This is a genomic window from Bacillus sp. CGMCC 1.60114, assembly GCF_042676365.1.
In the GTDB taxonomy this organism is placed as follows: Bacteria; Bacillota; Bacilli; order Bacillales; family Bacillaceae_G; genus Bacillus_A; species Bacillus_A rhizoplanae_A.
The window spans coordinates 390490-406614 of record NZ_JBHTHG010000118.1; the positions used below are offsets into that span (position 1 = coordinate 390490).

At 32.8% G+C, this 16125-nt stretch carries 14 protein-coding genes and 2 pseudogenes; 13 read left to right on the forward strand and 3 right to left on the reverse strand.

Annotated features, from left to right (window positions below; genetic code table 11):
- The first annotated feature begins 69 nt into the window (after window positions 1-69).
- On the forward strand, window positions 70-711 hold the full coding sequence (locus ACFQZ1_RS23305) for an AAA family ATPase (RefSeq protein ID WP_377884538.1): 642 nt from the start codon (window positions 70-72) through the stop codon (window positions 709-711).
- 247 nt (window positions 712-958) lie between these two features.
- On the opposite strand, the pseudogene zwf reads toward ACFQZ1_RS23305, so the two are convergent.
- Window positions 959-2473: pseudogene (gene zwf / locus ACFQZ1_RS23310) on the reverse strand (glucose-6-phosphate dehydrogenase).
- Window positions 2474-2657: 184 nt separating this feature from the next.
- On the opposite strand from zwf, the gene ACFQZ1_RS23315 reads away from it, so the two are divergent.
- Window positions 2658-3131: a GNAT family N-acetyltransferase gene (locus ACFQZ1_RS23315; RefSeq protein WP_377884539.1), complete on the forward strand. Its 474-nt coding sequence runs from the start codon at window positions 2658-2660 to the stop codon at window positions 3129-3131.
- A gap of 256 nt (window positions 3132-3387) precedes the next feature.
- Entirely contained in the window at window positions 3388-4206 is an 819-nt protein-coding gene (locus ACFQZ1_RS23320) for a DUF6414 family protein (protein ID WP_377884540.1), read from the forward strand.
- 198 nt (window positions 4207-4404) lie between these two features.
- Here the strand turns inward: ACFQZ1_RS23320 and ACFQZ1_RS23325 are convergent, their stop codons facing one another.
- Entirely contained in the window at window positions 4405-4731 is a 327-nt protein-coding gene (locus ACFQZ1_RS23325) for a luciferase domain-containing protein (RefSeq protein WP_377884541.1), read from the reverse strand.
- A 224-nt stretch (window positions 4732-4955) separates the two neighbouring features.
- Between ACFQZ1_RS23325 and ACFQZ1_RS23330 the strand changes: the two genes are divergently transcribed.
- On the forward strand, window positions 4956-5315 hold the full coding sequence (locus ACFQZ1_RS23330; protein WP_377884542.1) for a hypothetical protein: 360 nt from the start codon (window positions 4956-4958) through the stop codon (window positions 5313-5315).
- A gap of 185 nt (window positions 5316-5500) precedes the next feature.
- Here the strand turns inward: ACFQZ1_RS23330 and ACFQZ1_RS23335 are convergent, their stop codons facing one another.
- Window positions 5501-5677 (reverse strand): hypothetical protein, encoded by a 177-nt coding sequence (locus tag ACFQZ1_RS23335; RefSeq protein ID WP_377884543.1) that lies wholly within the window; start codon window positions 5675-5677, stop codon window positions 5501-5503.
- A gap of 210 nt (window positions 5678-5887) precedes the next feature.
- Between ACFQZ1_RS23335 and ACFQZ1_RS23340 the strand changes: the two genes are divergently transcribed.
- The 9 genes and pseudogenes from ACFQZ1_RS23340 to gpmA all read left to right on the forward strand — a co-directional run bounded on the left by ACFQZ1_RS23340 (window position 5888) and on the right by gpmA (window position 15903).
- The gene (locus ACFQZ1_RS23340; protein WP_377884544.1) at window positions 5888-6475 is read left to right on the forward strand and encodes an O-methyltransferase; all 588 of its coding nucleotides are present in this window, start codon (window positions 5888-5890) and stop codon (window positions 6473-6475) included.
- Window positions 6476-6666: 191 nt separating this feature from the next.
- On the forward strand, window positions 6667-7773 hold the full coding sequence (locus tag ACFQZ1_RS23345) for a toxic anion resistance protein (RefSeq protein WP_377884545.1): 1107 nt from the start codon (window positions 6667-6669) through the stop codon (window positions 7771-7773).
- 23 nt (window positions 7774-7796) lie between these two features.
- Window positions 7797-8627 (forward strand): DUF3974 domain-containing protein, encoded by an 831-nt coding sequence (locus tag ACFQZ1_RS23350; RefSeq protein ID WP_377884546.1) that lies wholly within the window; start codon window positions 7797-7799, stop codon window positions 8625-8627.
- 398 nt (window positions 8628-9025) lie between these two features.
- The gene (locus ACFQZ1_RS23355; RefSeq protein ID WP_377884964.1) at window positions 9026-9283 is read left to right on the forward strand and encodes a tautomerase family protein; all 258 of its coding nucleotides are present in this window, start codon (window positions 9026-9028) and stop codon (window positions 9281-9283) included.
- A gap of 386 nt (window positions 9284-9669) precedes the next feature.
- Window positions 9670-10383: a class I SAM-dependent methyltransferase gene (locus tag ACFQZ1_RS23360; protein WP_377884547.1), complete on the forward strand. Its 714-nt coding sequence runs from the start codon at window positions 9670-9672 to the stop codon at window positions 10381-10383.
- A 5-nt stretch (window positions 10384-10388) separates the two neighbouring features.
- A pseudogene (locus ACFQZ1_RS23365) lies at window positions 10389-10900 on the forward strand (2'-5' RNA ligase family protein).
- Between the two features lie 581 nt (window positions 10901-11481).
- A complete protein-coding gene (locus ACFQZ1_RS23370) occupies window positions 11482-13377 on the forward strand; it encodes an endonuclease MutS2 (RefSeq protein ID WP_377884548.1) in 1896 nt (631 codons plus the stop codon).
- A 197-nt stretch (window positions 13378-13574) separates the two neighbouring features.
- Window positions 13575-14897: a DEAD/DEAH box helicase gene (locus tag ACFQZ1_RS23375; RefSeq protein WP_377884549.1), complete on the forward strand. Its 1323-nt coding sequence runs from the start codon at window positions 13575-13577 to the stop codon at window positions 14895-14897.
- Between the two features lie 265 nt (window positions 14898-15162).
- Window positions 15163-15903, forward strand: a complete 741-nt coding sequence (gpmA, locus tag ACFQZ1_RS23380) for a 2,3-diphosphoglycerate-dependent phosphoglycerate mutase (protein WP_377884550.1) — start codon at window positions 15163-15165, stop codon at window positions 15901-15903.
- The last annotated feature ends 222 nt before the right edge of the window (window positions 15904-16125 follow it).

A 16125-nucleotide genomic window follows, 5' to 3' on the forward strand; every position in this document is an offset into this window, starting at 1 on the left:
ACCGACTTTGCTGTTGCGTTTACAATAACAATACATATATAATGATTCAAATTATGGTAGGTGAACATGATGCCGATTCTATGTTTAGAAGGTGCTAGTGCCGTCGGAAAAACAACCGTTTGTAGGGAGTTGGAAAAACGATACGGTGCATACATTGTTCCTGAAGTAAACTTATTTTTTGAACGTCCTGCTGAAGAACAGAAGAATTGGTATTTGGATCGGCAAGTAGAGCGCTGGAAAATGGCATTAGAGCAGTCAAGGAATAATGAACTTGTTGTATTAGATGGAGATATATATCAGCCGTTTAGCTATAACTGGTGTTTTCACTTTCAAGTCTTTGGACAAACACTATCTTCATTAGAAACATTTTTTTGTGAAAAGATGTTTCATAAAGAGATTGGGTTACCAGATTGTTATTTTTATTTGTATATAAATAATGATACTTTACGTCAGAGAAAAGAGCATGATGTGACACGTAGACGTGGGAATTTTGAGAAACATATACATATTACAGAGTCGCATAAAAAATACTACACTGCTCTTAATAAGATAAAAGCAAATTATTGTACAATGATAGAAGCGAACCTTGTACAAGAAACAGTAGAAGAAATCATGGATACAGTATTCTCTGCTAATTTTAATTTGTATGATCGATATAATGTAAAGCTTTTGAACGAAATGATAAATTGGTTACAGGAAAATAAAGCGTAAAATACTATATCAATAGAACAGTACTTTATGGAAATAAGTAAAAAACACTCATCGAATTATAATTGATGAGTGTTTTTTGTTGTAACGAATTTTTCTTCTATCCAATTTACAACGTTTTCTAACTCGGCTTTTGTAATTCTATATTCAACTGCTGTTAAATCAAGACTTTAGGTTAATCTCAAAATTTCAGTTGTTTTTCAGGTTTATTTTTGTAAACTGTCATCCCTTCTAAAATAGGTGCTTTATATTATATGTTTTCATTATCGTCCTTTTCTTTGAAACGAGTTGTTAAAGTTGGCCACCAGTGAAAACCATCTTTTTCTAATAAAGCATCAGATTCCTTAGGACCTGTGGATCCAGATTCATAGTTAGGAAAGTCTTCGGCTTTTTTATTTTCCCAAACATTTGAGATAACATCAACAAATTTCCAGGAAAGAGCCACTTCCTCCCAATGCGCGAAATTGGTTGAGTCACCGCGCATACAATCATATAGGAGAACTTCATATGCCTCGGGTGTGTTCATTTTATCTGCACAGTTATTGCAATAGCTTAATCTAATTGGTGTTGATGTAACACTGCTATTTGTTTGTTGGGCATTTAAATGCAGTGTAATTCCTTCATCGGGTTGGATATGAATAATTAGTAAGTTAGGGTGAGTCTTTTTTTCTTTATTTAAATATAGATTCATTGGTAAGTCCTTAAATTGTATGACAATTTCAGTCGACTTCTCTTGCATACGTTTACCTGTTCGAATATAAATAGGAATCCCTGACCATCTAAAGTTTTCAATCATTAGCTTACCGGAGACAAATGTTTCTGTATTTGATGCTGGATCTACCGCATTTTCTTCTTTGTAGCCAATCACATTTTCTTCATTAACGATGCCGGTTCCGTACTGCCCACGAACAAAATATTGTTCGACTTCGTCTTCAGATAGAGGTTTTAAAGCACGAAAAATTTTTATTTTCTCGCTTCGAATCTCATCTGCTGTTAATTTAATGGGCGGCTCCATTGCAAGAAGTGCAACCATTTGTAGCATATGATTTTGTACCATATCACGGAGAGCACCTGAGGACTCGTAATAACGTCCGCGATCCTCAACTCCTAATGTTTCACTTGAAGTAATTTAAACGTTAGCGATATATTGATTGTTCCAAAGTGGTTCGAAAATAGCATTAGCAAAGCGGATGACTTTAATATTTTGAACCATTTCTTTTCCTAAATAATGGTCAATTCGATAAATTTGTTCTTCTGTAAACGCTTGGCGAAGCTGATTGTTTAGTGCTTCGGCTGATTCGTAGTCATGGCCAAACGGCTTTTCAATAACTAAACGAATCCATCCTTCCGTAGAAGTTAATCCTTCTGATTTTAAATTTGTAGCAATTGTACCGAAAAAATCAGGTGCCATTGCTAAATAAAAAATGCGGTTTCCACTCGTATGATAATTGTCATCAAGAGTGCTTAACAAACTTTTAAGCTCTTGATAAGAAGATATGTTTGTTACATCAAAAGGATGGTAATAGAAATGGGAAGCAAATGTATCCTGACTTCCATCATCATCTGGAAAGTGGTTAACAGATTGTTTGACATTTTCACGAAATGTTTCATTAGACCAAGGTCTTCTTGCAACACCAACAACAGCGAAATCTTCAGAGATTTCTCCATTTCGATACAGTCTATAAATAGAAGGAAACAATTTTCGTTTTGCTAAATCACCTGTTGCGCCGAAGATAACAATAATAGCTTTAGGAGTTTTTATCATATAATGGTCCTCACTTTATTCAAATTAAATTTACACTTAGTATGCGGTTTGCTTGGTAACATATGTAAATTTATTGTTAAATAATTTGTTTTAGCTGATAGGATACATATAGTACATTTGAAAAAAGAAGGAGAATTTTAACCAGTAGAGAAATGTAGAACTAAATTAAAGGTGGAGGAATAAGATGAAAGTGCAATTGGGAGCAGTGACGAGAGAGAACTGGCAAGAGGCTCTAAAAATAAAAGTAAAAGATGTTCAAAATCATTTTGTACCTACTGTAGCAGTATCACTAGCTAAGGTGTATATTAAACCAGATGGTGATAATGTAAATTATCTGCCCTTTGCAATTTATGAAGAAGAGCGGGGAATGATTGGTTTTGTGATGCATGCTTATGTAGAGAATACTAATGATATGTATTGGATCAATGGCTTTATCATTGATGAAAAGCATCAAGGTAAAGGATACGGTCGAGCGGCGCTACGAGAGCTAATGAATTGGATTATAAAGCAATATGCGCAGTGTAAAGAAATTCGCTTAACAGTTCATAAAGAAAACTATGCTGCTCGTCAATTATATAAAAGTTTTGGTTTTGTTGAAGCAGGGGAATTTGATCAAGAAGAAGATTTATTGTGCTTTATAATTAGCAGGGAAGAATAGGCGATAGGTAGATTTGAGGGTATATTAGTTAGAGCTAATATATCCTTTATATTTTTACGATGTTTTTCGATTTACATTAGTATGTGAATTTAAAAAAAGCACTTTTGTTGACGAATATATTGATATTTGTAAATGATAACATTTGTAAGGATTTTTGTTAAAATACAGCAATATTAATTCATAATTTTATATCTATGTGTACGAAAAGATATTATAATAACTGAATAAACAAATGATTATTTTAGGAGGAACTTTTTTGAAAGAGTTGATATATTTAGATAAGGATTTTATACATTCTTTTATTGCACAAATAAATAATGAATTAATAGGTACTAAAAGTATAGAGGTTCAAGAACAAAGAATGGAAACAAAGGAAAATACGCTAGGGCAGCAGTATAGTGCTCTGAATCAATTTGAAAATTACCTTCTTAAAAATTCTTCTTTAGTCAATTTTAATGAGCAGAAGGACAGCGAGGAAGTGACACCAGGTTCATATATTAAGTTTACTTCAAATTTTCAACCAATAAATTTTGATGTTGTTCAAAAAATGATAAATGATAAATTTATTAAATTTCTTTTTAATAAACTAGAAGAAGCAAAAAATGTCGAAGTACAAAATATCCTTGAACAAACATTAACATTAGAACAAAGGACTGTTTTTTTGAATGAACTAGAAAAAACCTATGAGAATATGGTGAGTGCTCAAAAGAATAAGATTCATTCAGTTAAAGATATGTTGGTATACATTAAAGAGGCTATTCCGTTTAATTCCTTTATAAAGATGGATAATTGTTTAATACCAGTTAAGGAAAGCTATTTAAGAGCGAGTATAGAAGAACTGGCTTTTAAATACAGATCGGAAAACACATCAATTGAAATTACCCTTATTGGAAAAATAACGAAAAAAATTAATAAAAAAGAAATGAATGACCTTGATTACTCGAATTTTGTGGATAAGCAATCACAAGAAATTTTGAATGAGCTTTTGGGATTACCTACCAATTTATTAGGTGGATTTGGATTGGTAACGGCAAATGATTATATCATTTCACCGGTTGCTATGTATTTTGAATAAGGATGCACTTTTTGATTTAACGGGTAGTAAGAGCGCGATTGGTTTAACTAACCCTCAGTGAAAGATGAAGAAAGAATCACTGAGGGCAGTTTCACTTTTTCTAATACTTTTGCCTTTGTAATGTTAAGTCCATTTTGGGGTGTTTTACAATTTTTAATAACTGGAAATAAAAAATACTTTTAACGTCTATAAACAAGATTACATTTGGTTGTTATCTAATTTTTTTACGAATCTGTCATACTGTAAACGGAAGAGATGAATAAGCAAAGGAAGGTCATCTTCGCTTTTCATGTAATAACTAACCCATCCAGAATTAGGGAAAATATGATGAGGCTGAGCTAATCCTTGCTTTAAAATCTCATCTCTTATTGATTTTGGAAATGGCAAATCAGCTAATGTGTCTCCGTGAATATGACCTAATTCTTTATTTTTATAATTAAATTCAACCCCACCGTATCGATGCGGCTTCTCAGTTACACCGTTCCAACTAAGAAGCTCTTTTTTAATCATTTCACTAAGTGACATAATAGTTCACTCCTTATAAATCGTAGATTTTAATAGTATAATATGTTTTTTCTTTGCTGTTTATATCGTTCAAAAGTATGAATGTATATACGAAAATGGTTTCATATACGTAGTTTAAAGAATCGATTTAAATTTGGATTCTGACAGTATCTTTGAACATTCTTGGAATGGGTATGGTATAATTTGGGAGGTGGAACCGGTATGAAAAAGTTAGGAGGGAGAACATGGGAAGAGAAGTACACTTTGATGATGAAGGTGTAGTTTTGAAGTTGAATGGAGTAACTGGTTTTTTTGCATTGAAACTATCCTTAAAAATGCCATTTCATACTATTAAAAGTGTATTTGTTGATTATTTTGATGCTCCGCGATGGATGCTTCGGATGCCTGGAACTTCTATTTCTTCTCTCAATATCTTTGAAGGAAGTTTTAAATATGCAGATGAATGGTATTTTCTTTCCTATGAAAATAGAGTACCTCTCGTAATGATTGAATTAGAGGGTCACGAAAAATATAAGTATGTTGTTTTTGAAATTGATAATCCTACTAAGGTGGCATCAGATATTAGGAAACGTTTGAGAGATTAGTGGGAATTATTTATTTTAATATAAGCGTTACATAAAGGGTGATACAATTCTGTAATTGTACCACCTTTTACATGTTATTGGCGCAATTTACTTTTTCCTAGCTTATTAGTGAGGGTGTGAAAACAAGGACCTCATGTTTTTATGTATGGAAACAGTTGCTTCGAAGTTTTAAATATGTAAAAAGTTTATTCTCCATGTAATGCTCTGTGAATTGCCACCTGTGCTTTAGATGTATTAGCAAAATTCAACCATTTTGCTTCAAGCTGAATGTTTTGAGAATCAATAATCATTTCGACAATATCTAAATGTGATAGAGTTGTCATAATTGACGTTTCAATGCCATTCATTTTTGCCGAAGACATATATATTGCCATTTTTCTGTTTACCGCAAATGCAAAATCAATAATCGTTGCTCCTTCACAAATTCACCTTCATTTGTCTATTTTTTACTTAATGGAATAATAGTTCGCTTTCATACAGGAAAAAGCCTTTCTAATGGCATATAATTGTAAGTAGATCTACATATCATTTTCAGCATCATCCATATGTATCATATATAAGGAGGATTATGTATGAGAATAGAAGTAGAAAAGTTACTGCAAAACCTTGAAGTATTTGGATTAGAACATGACCACATAAAAGAAACGAGAGAAGAAAAGTTACGCAACGTTTCTAAAGAAATGGGGCAGTTTTTATCTATTTTGGTGAAAATAAGTGGAGCAAAACATATTTTAGAAATTGGAACGTCCAATGGATTTTCTACATTATGGCTTGCCAATGCCGTAGAGGAAACTAAAGGGACTGTCACAACAGTTGAACTCTCAGCGAAACGAGTTGCACAAGCAATTGAAAACTTCGAAAAAGCAAACCACACAAATTATATTCATATTCACAACCAAGAAGCTGGGGCATTTTTATCAGATCAGCTAGACAAGTCGTATGATTTTATTTTTTTAGATGCAGAACGAACGCAATATATGTGGTGGTGGGAAGATTTAAAACGTGTTTTAACGCCTAAAGGGCTTATCGTCATTGATAATGCAACTTCGCATGCGGAAGAATTACAGCACTTTTTTGAGTTAGTAGAAGCAGAAAAAAGCTTTGAAACAGTATTACTACCTTTTAAAATGGGTGCCTATGTAATTCGGCAAAATAGCTAAAGGAAGTGCAGACCTCTAAACTAAAGAATCCGACTTAAGAATGGATGTTTCTCAGTCTTAAGTCTGAGGACAATCAAAAATACAATAGGTATACTTATAATATAAAACAGGGAATGAATGTAATATAAATTGTTTAGAGATATGGTACCCTACCATAATTATAAGTGTATGCATATAAAGGAGCGATTTTGTTGACGGAATTGCAAAAGAAGGAAACCTTATCAGTAGAGGACAATATAGAAGTAGTCGTAGATACAGTCATTAAAGATGATGAATTAGTTGAACTAAATAAAGAAGCAGATTTGTATGTACAAAAGTTAAATAGTGAGCATAATGCAGATCTTTCAAAAGTATTGGCACAACTTGCTGATTTAGGAGATAAAGAACAGCGTGATGCAGGACAAACATTAACAGCTTTAAAACGTCCAGTAACGGCAATGATGAATGGAAAAAATGAGGATATACCTAAAACATTACTTGATTTGCGTAAAGTTGTTTCAGAATTAGATCCGAACTCATTGCAAGCAACTGGTATGAAACGAATTATGTTTAAAGTATTTAAGAAAAATCCAATGGAAACGTATGTTCATAAATATCAATCCATTGATAAACAAATCGAAGAGATTATTAAGTCACTATTAGTTGGTCGTGATAATTTACGAGAAGACAGCGTCGGCTTAGAAATGTTAAAAGAACAATCTCAACAAAAGATTCATGCGCTTGATAAACAAGTATATTTAGGAAAAAAACTTGCGGATATGTTGGAAGTGGAGAGACAAAATCCAGAGAGACAAAAAGATGTTCCGTTAATTAATGATGCACTAGAAAAAATTCTTGTACGTACGCGTAACATGCAGCAAGCGAAGAGTGTCTTACTCCAATCTATTGCCTCTGTTGATATTATTAAGAAAAATAATGAAAAATTAACAGAAGCGATTCGAAATGCAATCACAATGACACAAAACGTTGTAACAGTATCTGCGGCTATTCAATTGGCGTTAACGAATCAAAGGAAAACAATTGACGCAGTGAATGCAACAAACGAAGCGATTGAATCTATGATATTAAGTAACTCGCAAGCATTGAAACAAAATACAGAAGAAACGACGAAATTATTAGAAAATCCAGCAATCGGCATGGAGAAACTTCGTGAATCATTCCAAAACGTCTTTGCAGCGATTGAAGCGTCTGAAAAATCGACAGAGCGAATTATCGAATCAAGTAAAATGTTTGTAAAAGAACTAGACTCGTTCAACGATGAAATGAAAAAGAAACTCATTCAGCGTCCGACTAAATAAGTTGCAATAGAGGAGGTGAAAACATGAATTTCTTTCAATTTATTTTGACGCTGATAGGTATTGTTCTTTTGCTAGGGCTTACCGCAGTAGTTTTACTAGCTTACTTTGGACGAAAGTTTTATTTATCATGGACAAAACCGTATAAACGAGCCACAGACTCAATAGAACGCTTATCACACAGCACAGTACCATTCTTACAAGAATTTACACAGCATCCGTTGTTTTACCGCTGGATTCGTACGGAAGGAAGCAGTAGCCAAAAAGTATTTACAGTTCTTTTTTGCACAGCTAATCAGCGCACAAAGGACCATGTTTTTTCAATGTTGCCGAGGGAAAAGCAGAAAAAACTACATTATGTCGTAAAAACAACAAAGCAAATTACAAGTGAAGATATGGAAATGGCAACGATGAAAGTAAAAGAATTTTTGAAACAAGAATCACAGCAACCATCGAAGCCAAAAGATTTCTCGTTTTACAAATTATACTTCTATGACCGTTATCCAGACGCATTAAAACATATTGAAATGTACAAACGTTCAGTAAATCCATCATTGCAAAGAAGTATTGATGATGTGACAATCTCCGTTTTACATGCCATTCCGTATTATCAAGAAAATCGTATGTTTGAACAGCAACATAAACTTGAGACTTTCTTAATGAAAGACTTAGTAGATATGTTGTCACTCATTGCACAAATTCCACCAGCGCAGCGTTCTGAGAAAGAAGAAGAGCTTACTGCTTATCTAAAAGGGTTTCAAAAAGAAATGGAAGCAGTAGAGCGTAATATTCGTAACGCTGTTGATTATGATTTACAAGTGAAGATGCGTGCGGCGAAAGAGAAATTTAAGAATTAAAGAAGCGAGCATTGATATATCAATGCTCGCTTCTTTAGTTTGAAGTAAAAATAGTAATATATAATTTCATGTACCGTAATGATACTTGTAATTTTATTAAATTCCTTGTATAGCTCGAACCATTCCATAATTAATTCAGCTATAAACGCGAGAAACCAAGGATGTAAAAACAAGATTAAGGAAAAACATGGAAAGGATATTTTGTTACTACAAACGAATTATTTATACATTTGCTACACAATAAAGGAAATGGAGGGAGTGTCTTTATGCCATTAGTAAAAATTTATTAAAAAAAAAGAAATGGAATAGATAAAAAGCTGATTGCTTTTACTGTAAGAGAGATACTTAAGGATGTTTTTAAAGTACCTGCTAATGATGGACCTGTAAAGTTTTTTGAAATAGATGAAAGTGACTGGTTTATGCCTGATGGATGGGAAGAAGAAAAGGTCTTTATTGAGTTTCTAATCTTGCCTGGACGCAAGAAAGAAACAAAAGCTAAATTGCTAAAAGAAATAACAGAACAAGTATCAAATATATTGAAAATCGACAAGAATGCCATAATTATAACGCTACACGAACTATCTCTTGATAATTGGGGATTTAAAGGAGGACAGCAAGCTTCTCAAATAGGTGTTACCTTTAGGCTGGATGTTTAATTTTGATACTAAGGAAACTTATTTATTAATCAAGCAGTGATAACTTAAAGAAATCTTGACTTGATGTAGATTTAAAACAGAGTTAAGCTGTTTAGAAATAAAGTGAAACTTTCATCAGTAGGACTTTTTTTATAATCTTGAGGTGGGAGTTTTACTGCCCACGAATAGTAAGATAAATTTGGAATGCTTTACCCCTTTAGATTTGATTTTCTAAAGGGGGTATTTTTATGCCTCAAACTCTCGGCTATTAAAAGTTAATAAAATATAAATTTGTTTAATAATAGTAGTTTCAAATTATTTTAGATAATTTTGAATAGGCGGTAAATTTGAATAGGATTTGGTATAATAATCTTATAAGCATAATTTATAAGAGGTGAAATTCATTTATGAAAAATGAAACTTTACATAGTATGGACGATGTAATTACTATGCTAGACTCTCTATTAAGATCACCTGAGCCGTTTTGGAATCATTTTTATTCTGATCGCGATAAAGAAGTACCTTTCTTTGCTAATGTACCGGATGAAAATTTAGTTTCTTATTTTGATAGAAACGTGATTCAGAAAGGAAAAGTGCTAGAATTAGGATGCGGTCCTGGACGAAATGCTCTATATTTAGCAAAAGCAGGTTGTGAAGTAGATGCAGTTGATTTATCAGAAGAAGGGATTAAATGGGGAGAAGAAAGAGCGGCTGAACAAGGCGTATCAGTTCATTTTATTTGTAAGTCTATCTTTGATTTGCAGGTTGAGAATCAATATGATTTTGTATATGATTCTGGCTGTTTACATCATATCCCGCCTCACCGAAGAATACATTATGTTGAGTTAGTCAAGCGAGCATTAAAGCCAAACAGTTATTTCGGTTTAACATGCTTTGCTGCAGGAGAATTAGATGAAAAAAATGGCTCGGAAATATCAGATTGGGATGTATATCGAGGCTGGAGTTTACAGGGAGGAATTGCGTATTCAGAAGAAAAACTACGTGATGTTTTTCAAGATTTTGAAGTAATTGAACTACGTAAAATGAAAGAATTTAAGCAACCGAATGAAGTGTTTGGAGAATCATTTCTTTGGACGGCCCTTTTCAGAAAGAAAGTGTAATTACGATGGAGAGAACCATTGTAATTTTCTTGAGTAATAATGATTTAGAAGAAATTGAAGCGATAAGAAGAAAACATGATCCTTTATTTGGCCTAATTTCACCTCATATTACGCTAGTATTTCCTTTTGTGAGCGAAGTGCCAAACGAGTGTCTAAAAAACATTTAGAAACAATCATAAGTAGCATGAATACTTTTCATATTACGTTAAATCCAGCTGTAACTAATGCGGATGAGTACTTATTTTTACTTATAGAAGAAGGAACAGAAAATATAATTGAGCTACATAATAAGTTATATACAGATTTTCTTCAACCGTTTCTTCGAAGAGAAATTCCCTATATTCCTCATGTTACAGTAGGAAAAAAAGGTGATAAAGAAGAAGCTTTTCACGTTATAAAAAATCTTCATCCACTTCGAGATACTATGCGATTCACTATTGATAAAATTACAGTGGAAAGAATAGGTGAAAACGAGGAATCTATTATAGAGTTTGAAGTACAACTTACAATAAAATAAGAAAATTGTTTTTCGAAATGAGAATCTTCATTGAAGTGAATTTTCTTTATAGGTAATTTTATGTACCTTTACTTGATTTTGTACATATAGTATAATAATTCCATAATTTAGATTTCAATAAGAATAAAAAAATAAATTAGACGAGGTGCTTTTTGTGAGTGGAGTAGTATCTAAATAGGAAAAAAATTTAATTAAGTAAATCCAATGATGAAGGGTATTTTTTAGAAATATATACCCCTTATTTGTTTATGGATTTATTTAAGTTACCTATGAAGATACCTACAACACTTTATAAAGCATGTAGCGGTATTTATTATTCAACACATAGGCCTTTATTTCAAGAAGGTTTGTTTAATGATAGATATTTGTTTCTACACTTGTCTTGTAAATGTCTGTAAAGCTGCGGTATCTCCGCAGCTTTTTTTATTTTTATCTCACGACTTTTGGATAGGAAGAGTTCTTCAGTATGGATGGGAATCGATCCTTTCTGATAGAAGTTTTATTTATAGACTTATTGAAATCTTATTATTAGGTATCTTCATACATGATTCAATTATTAAATCATAGTGAGGAGAACAGAAATGAATATCATGACATTTGAAAAATTGCAGTATAACGAATTAAAGGAAATTGTAAAATCATATTGTGTAAGTGGATTAGGAAAACAATTATTAGATAAATTGCAGCCAAGCTCAAATATGAAAGTAGTGAAGAATCGATTAAATGAAACGACTGAAGCAAAAGCAATATTAAATACAGAAAGTCATGTTCCATTAGTAGGAATTTCTAATATAGAGAACATAATTCGTAAGCTTGAAAAAGGAATGATTTTGGAACCAACAGAATTAGTTAATGTAGCAGATTTTTTAAGAGGATGTAGAAAAATTAAGGGATTCATGTTAAGTAAATCATTTTTTGCGCCTGTTTTAAGTTCTTACGTATGCTCTATGTCAGAGTTTACAAATATTGAGGAAGAGATTCATTTTTCTATTAAAGGGAATCGAGTTGATTCTGCTGCGAGTAAGGAGTTAAAGCGAATTCGAAATCATATCGAAACAACAGAAGGAAAGATTGGAGATCGATTAAATAAATTTTTAAAAAGTAGTGCAAATAAGGAGTATATTCAAGAATTCTTTATTAGTAAAAAAGATGATCGATATACTGTTCCTATTAAGGCTTCTTATAAAAATCAAGTTTCAGGAACAATTGTAGAGGTTTCTTCTAAAGGTTCAACAGTATTTATGGAACCTGCTGTTATTTCAAAATTAAGCGGTGAGTTAGCGAGTTTAAAAGCGGAAGAGGCGATAGAGGAGTATCAAATATTAGCGACTTTATCAGGAATGATTTTTGAGAATGTTAGTGATATAAAAATTAATATTGAGCTTATAAGTCAATATGATATGATTTTCGCGAAAGCTAAATTTAGTAAGAGTATGGATGGTATAGCACCGAAATTAAATAGTCATGGATATATAAAACTAGTTGAATGTAAACATCCTCTTTTACAAGGTGAGATTGTTCCATTAAATTTTGAGATTGGAAAAGAATATCGCAGTTTAGTCATTACAGGACCAAATGCTGGAGGAAAAACAATTGTCTTGAAAACAATTGGATTATTAACTTTAGCAACAATGTCAGGGTTTCATATTCATGGTAATGAAGAGACTGAAATTTCCCTTTTTGATTCTATTTTTGTAGATATAGGTGATAATCAAAGTATTGAAAATGCTTTAAGTACTTTTTCTTCACATATGAAAAATATTTCAGAAATTATGAGAGTATCTAACAATAATACATTGTTATTATTTGATGAAATTGGTAGTGGTACAGAACCGAATGAAGGTGCTGCACTTGCAATTGCCATTTTAGAAGAGTTTTATCATATGGGGTGTATAACAGTTGCTACGACTCATTATGGTGAAATTAAACGATTCTCAGAAATTCACAGTGACTTCATGAATGCGGCTATGCAATTTAATAATGAAACATTAGAGCCGATGTATAAGTTAATTATTGGGGAATCTGGAGATAGTAACGCACTTTGGATTTCTAGAAAGATGAATTTACGGGAACATGTTTTGGAACGAGCACAGTGTTATATGGAGAATAAAGATTATAGCTTAGAGCTAGTAAAAGAAAATAAAATAAAGAAGCCTGAAGTGAATGTGGTGAAAACGAAAGAAACTTATGAGTATGAGATTGGAGACAAAGTAAATTTATTAGATCATAATGATTTTGGTATTGTATATAAGAAAAAAGATAGTTTCAATAATATTGTAGTACTATATAAAGAAGAGTTTATTGAAGTGAATTGTAAGCGCGTTATTCTGGAATTGAAAGCAGCAGAGTTGTATCCAGAAGGCTATGATTTAAATACGTTGTTTGTAAGTTATAAAGAGAGAAAGCTACAACATGATATAGATCGAGGCTCTAAAAAAGCATTAAGAAAAATACAAAAAGAAATGAGAAAAAAGTAAACGAAAATATAATTCAATTGCCAGCAATCCCTCACTTTAACGTTAACACGTTTTGAAGAGAGGGATTGTTTTACATACTAAAAATAGAGTAAATGTAATCTTATTTTGAATAAATACAATAACAGTGTGTTTTGTTTTTCATATTTAGCTAAATAAATGGTACAATCAATATTTGATATGAAAAATAGTGAAAAGAAGTGATCGATTTGAAAAGTTTTTTAGAATTAGGAATTAGCACTACGTTAAATGATACATTAAGAGAAAATGGAATTGCGGAATCAACTCCGATTCAAGAAAAAGCAATCCCGGTAGTTTTAGCTGGAAAAGATATTATTGGACAAGCGAAAACAGGAACTGGAAAAACATTAGCATTTATTTTACCGATCCTAGAAAAAATAAATCCACAGTCTAGTCATGTACAGGCGTTAATTGTAGCGCCAACGCGAGAATTAGCGCTGCAAATCACAAACGAAATTGAAAAAATGACTGTGCATGTAAAGGATATTCATGTGCTTGCTGTTTATGGTGGGCAAGATGTTTCACAGCAAATGAAGAAATTACAAGGAAATACACATATTGTTGTGGCGACACCTGGCCGATTATTAGACCATTTACGCCGCGGGACAATGGAATTATCACATGTATCGATGCTTGTTTTAGATGAAGCAGATCAAATGTTGCATTTTGGTTTTTTACCAGAGGTAGAAGAAATTATTGAACAAACACCTGCAGAGAGACAAACGATGTTGTTTTCTGCAACGATGGCTAAGCAAATTCAATCGCTTGCAAAGCGTTATATGAGAAAACCTGAAATTATAAAAATTCAAAGTGCAGAGGTTACAGTAAATAATATTAAACAGCGCGTTGTTGAAACGACGGACCGAGCAAAACAAGATACACTGCGTCAATTAATGGAACGAGACCAACCGTTTTTAGCAGTTATTTTCTGCCGTACGAAACGCAGAGTTACAAAATTGTATGAAGCGCTGAAAGGATACGGCTATAACTGTGATGAACTTCACGGTGATTTATCACAAGCAAAACGCGAGCGTGTTATGAAACGCTTCAGAGATGCTGAAAGTCAATATTTAATCGCAACAGATGTAGCAGCAAGAGGTCTTGATGTAGAAGGGGTTACACATGTGTTTAACTATGACATCCCAGAAGATGTCGAAAGTTACATTCACCGCATCGGGCGGACGGGCCGTGCTGGCGGAAGTGGACTTGCGATTACATTAGTTGCGCCAAAAGATAAAATGTATTTACAACAAATTGAAAAAGGAATTAACGCATCATTACAACGACAAGTATTAGAGCAGCCTAACGAGCAAGAACCTGTAAAAAAGGAAACAAGATCACAAAAGCCAAAAGAAAAGAAACAGTTTAAAGAAAAGAAACAATTTGGACAATCCGGACGTCGTGATAGAAAAGAAGGACCGAAAACAGAGAAATCTCGTTTTGGTCAACCAAGCAAGAAGAAGCGCAGCGCAAAGCCGGGACAGAAAAATCGCGGAAGATAAGTTGAAGCTATATAAATTATGAAACATGAGTATCCTTTGAATAGGGACTCATGTTTTTTTGTGCGTAAAAAAATGACAGATATATTAACAAGTGTGGGGATTTAATGAAGAATTATCTAAATTGAAACCGGGATAACATTTACATGATTTATACAACATAAATAGAACAAATCTTGTAATAGCACATCATAGGAGTAATGAAAAGAAACAGCATGATTACAATTGTAAGGTTAAAAATTTTTATTATTTAGGAGGAAAATTCGTCATGATTAAAATTGTACTTCTTCGTCACGGTCAAAGTGTATGGAATTTAGAAAATAGGTTTACTGGATGGACCGATGTTGACATGTCTGAAAAAGGATTACAGGAAGCGCGAGAAGCAGGGCAAATTTTAAAGGCGAATGGCTATACATTTGACGTAGCATACACTTCCGTGTTAAAACGAGCAATTCGAACGTTATGGATTATTCTTCATGAGATGGATCTCGCTTGGGTACCTGTATATAAAACATGGCATTTAAATGAAAGGCATTACGGTGCACTGCAAGGTTTAAATAAAGATGAAACCATTAAAAAATATGGGGAAGAACAAGTACATGTATGGCGCAGAAGCACAAATGTCAGACCGCCAGCACTTACGAAAGACGATTCGCGCTATGAAGTTTCAGATCCTAGATATAAATATTTAAAAGAGGGAGAATTTCCACTTACAGAGTGTCTAGAAGATACAGAGAAACGAGTGCTTACGTATTGGCATGAAGAAATTGTACCTGTATTACAAAAGGGCGAGAAAGTTATTATTTCATCGCACGGTAATACAATTCGTTCGCTTGTAAAATATTTAGATCACTTATCTGATGATGGCGTTGTTACATTAAATATTCCTACGAGCATTCCGCTTGTATATGAATTAGATGATAACTTAAAACCGATTCGACATTATTATTTGAGCATAAATGGAGAAGTACCAGAAGGTGAAATTCCGAAGCATATAACACTCTCATAAAAATGAATAGAAAATTTCATGTTATTAAAATGGATGTGTCATAAGGTACATCCATTTTGGATTTTTTGGATGAGTTATATTGTGAGTGTTTCTTATAGTATATTGAAAAAAGTAGTTCTTGAGGCTCTTGTTGATGAAATAGAGGGATTGTGTTGTTAGGAAGTGTATAAATATTAAAAGTGTATGAATTATAAGGCTTAATTGACGAAATTATGTAATATG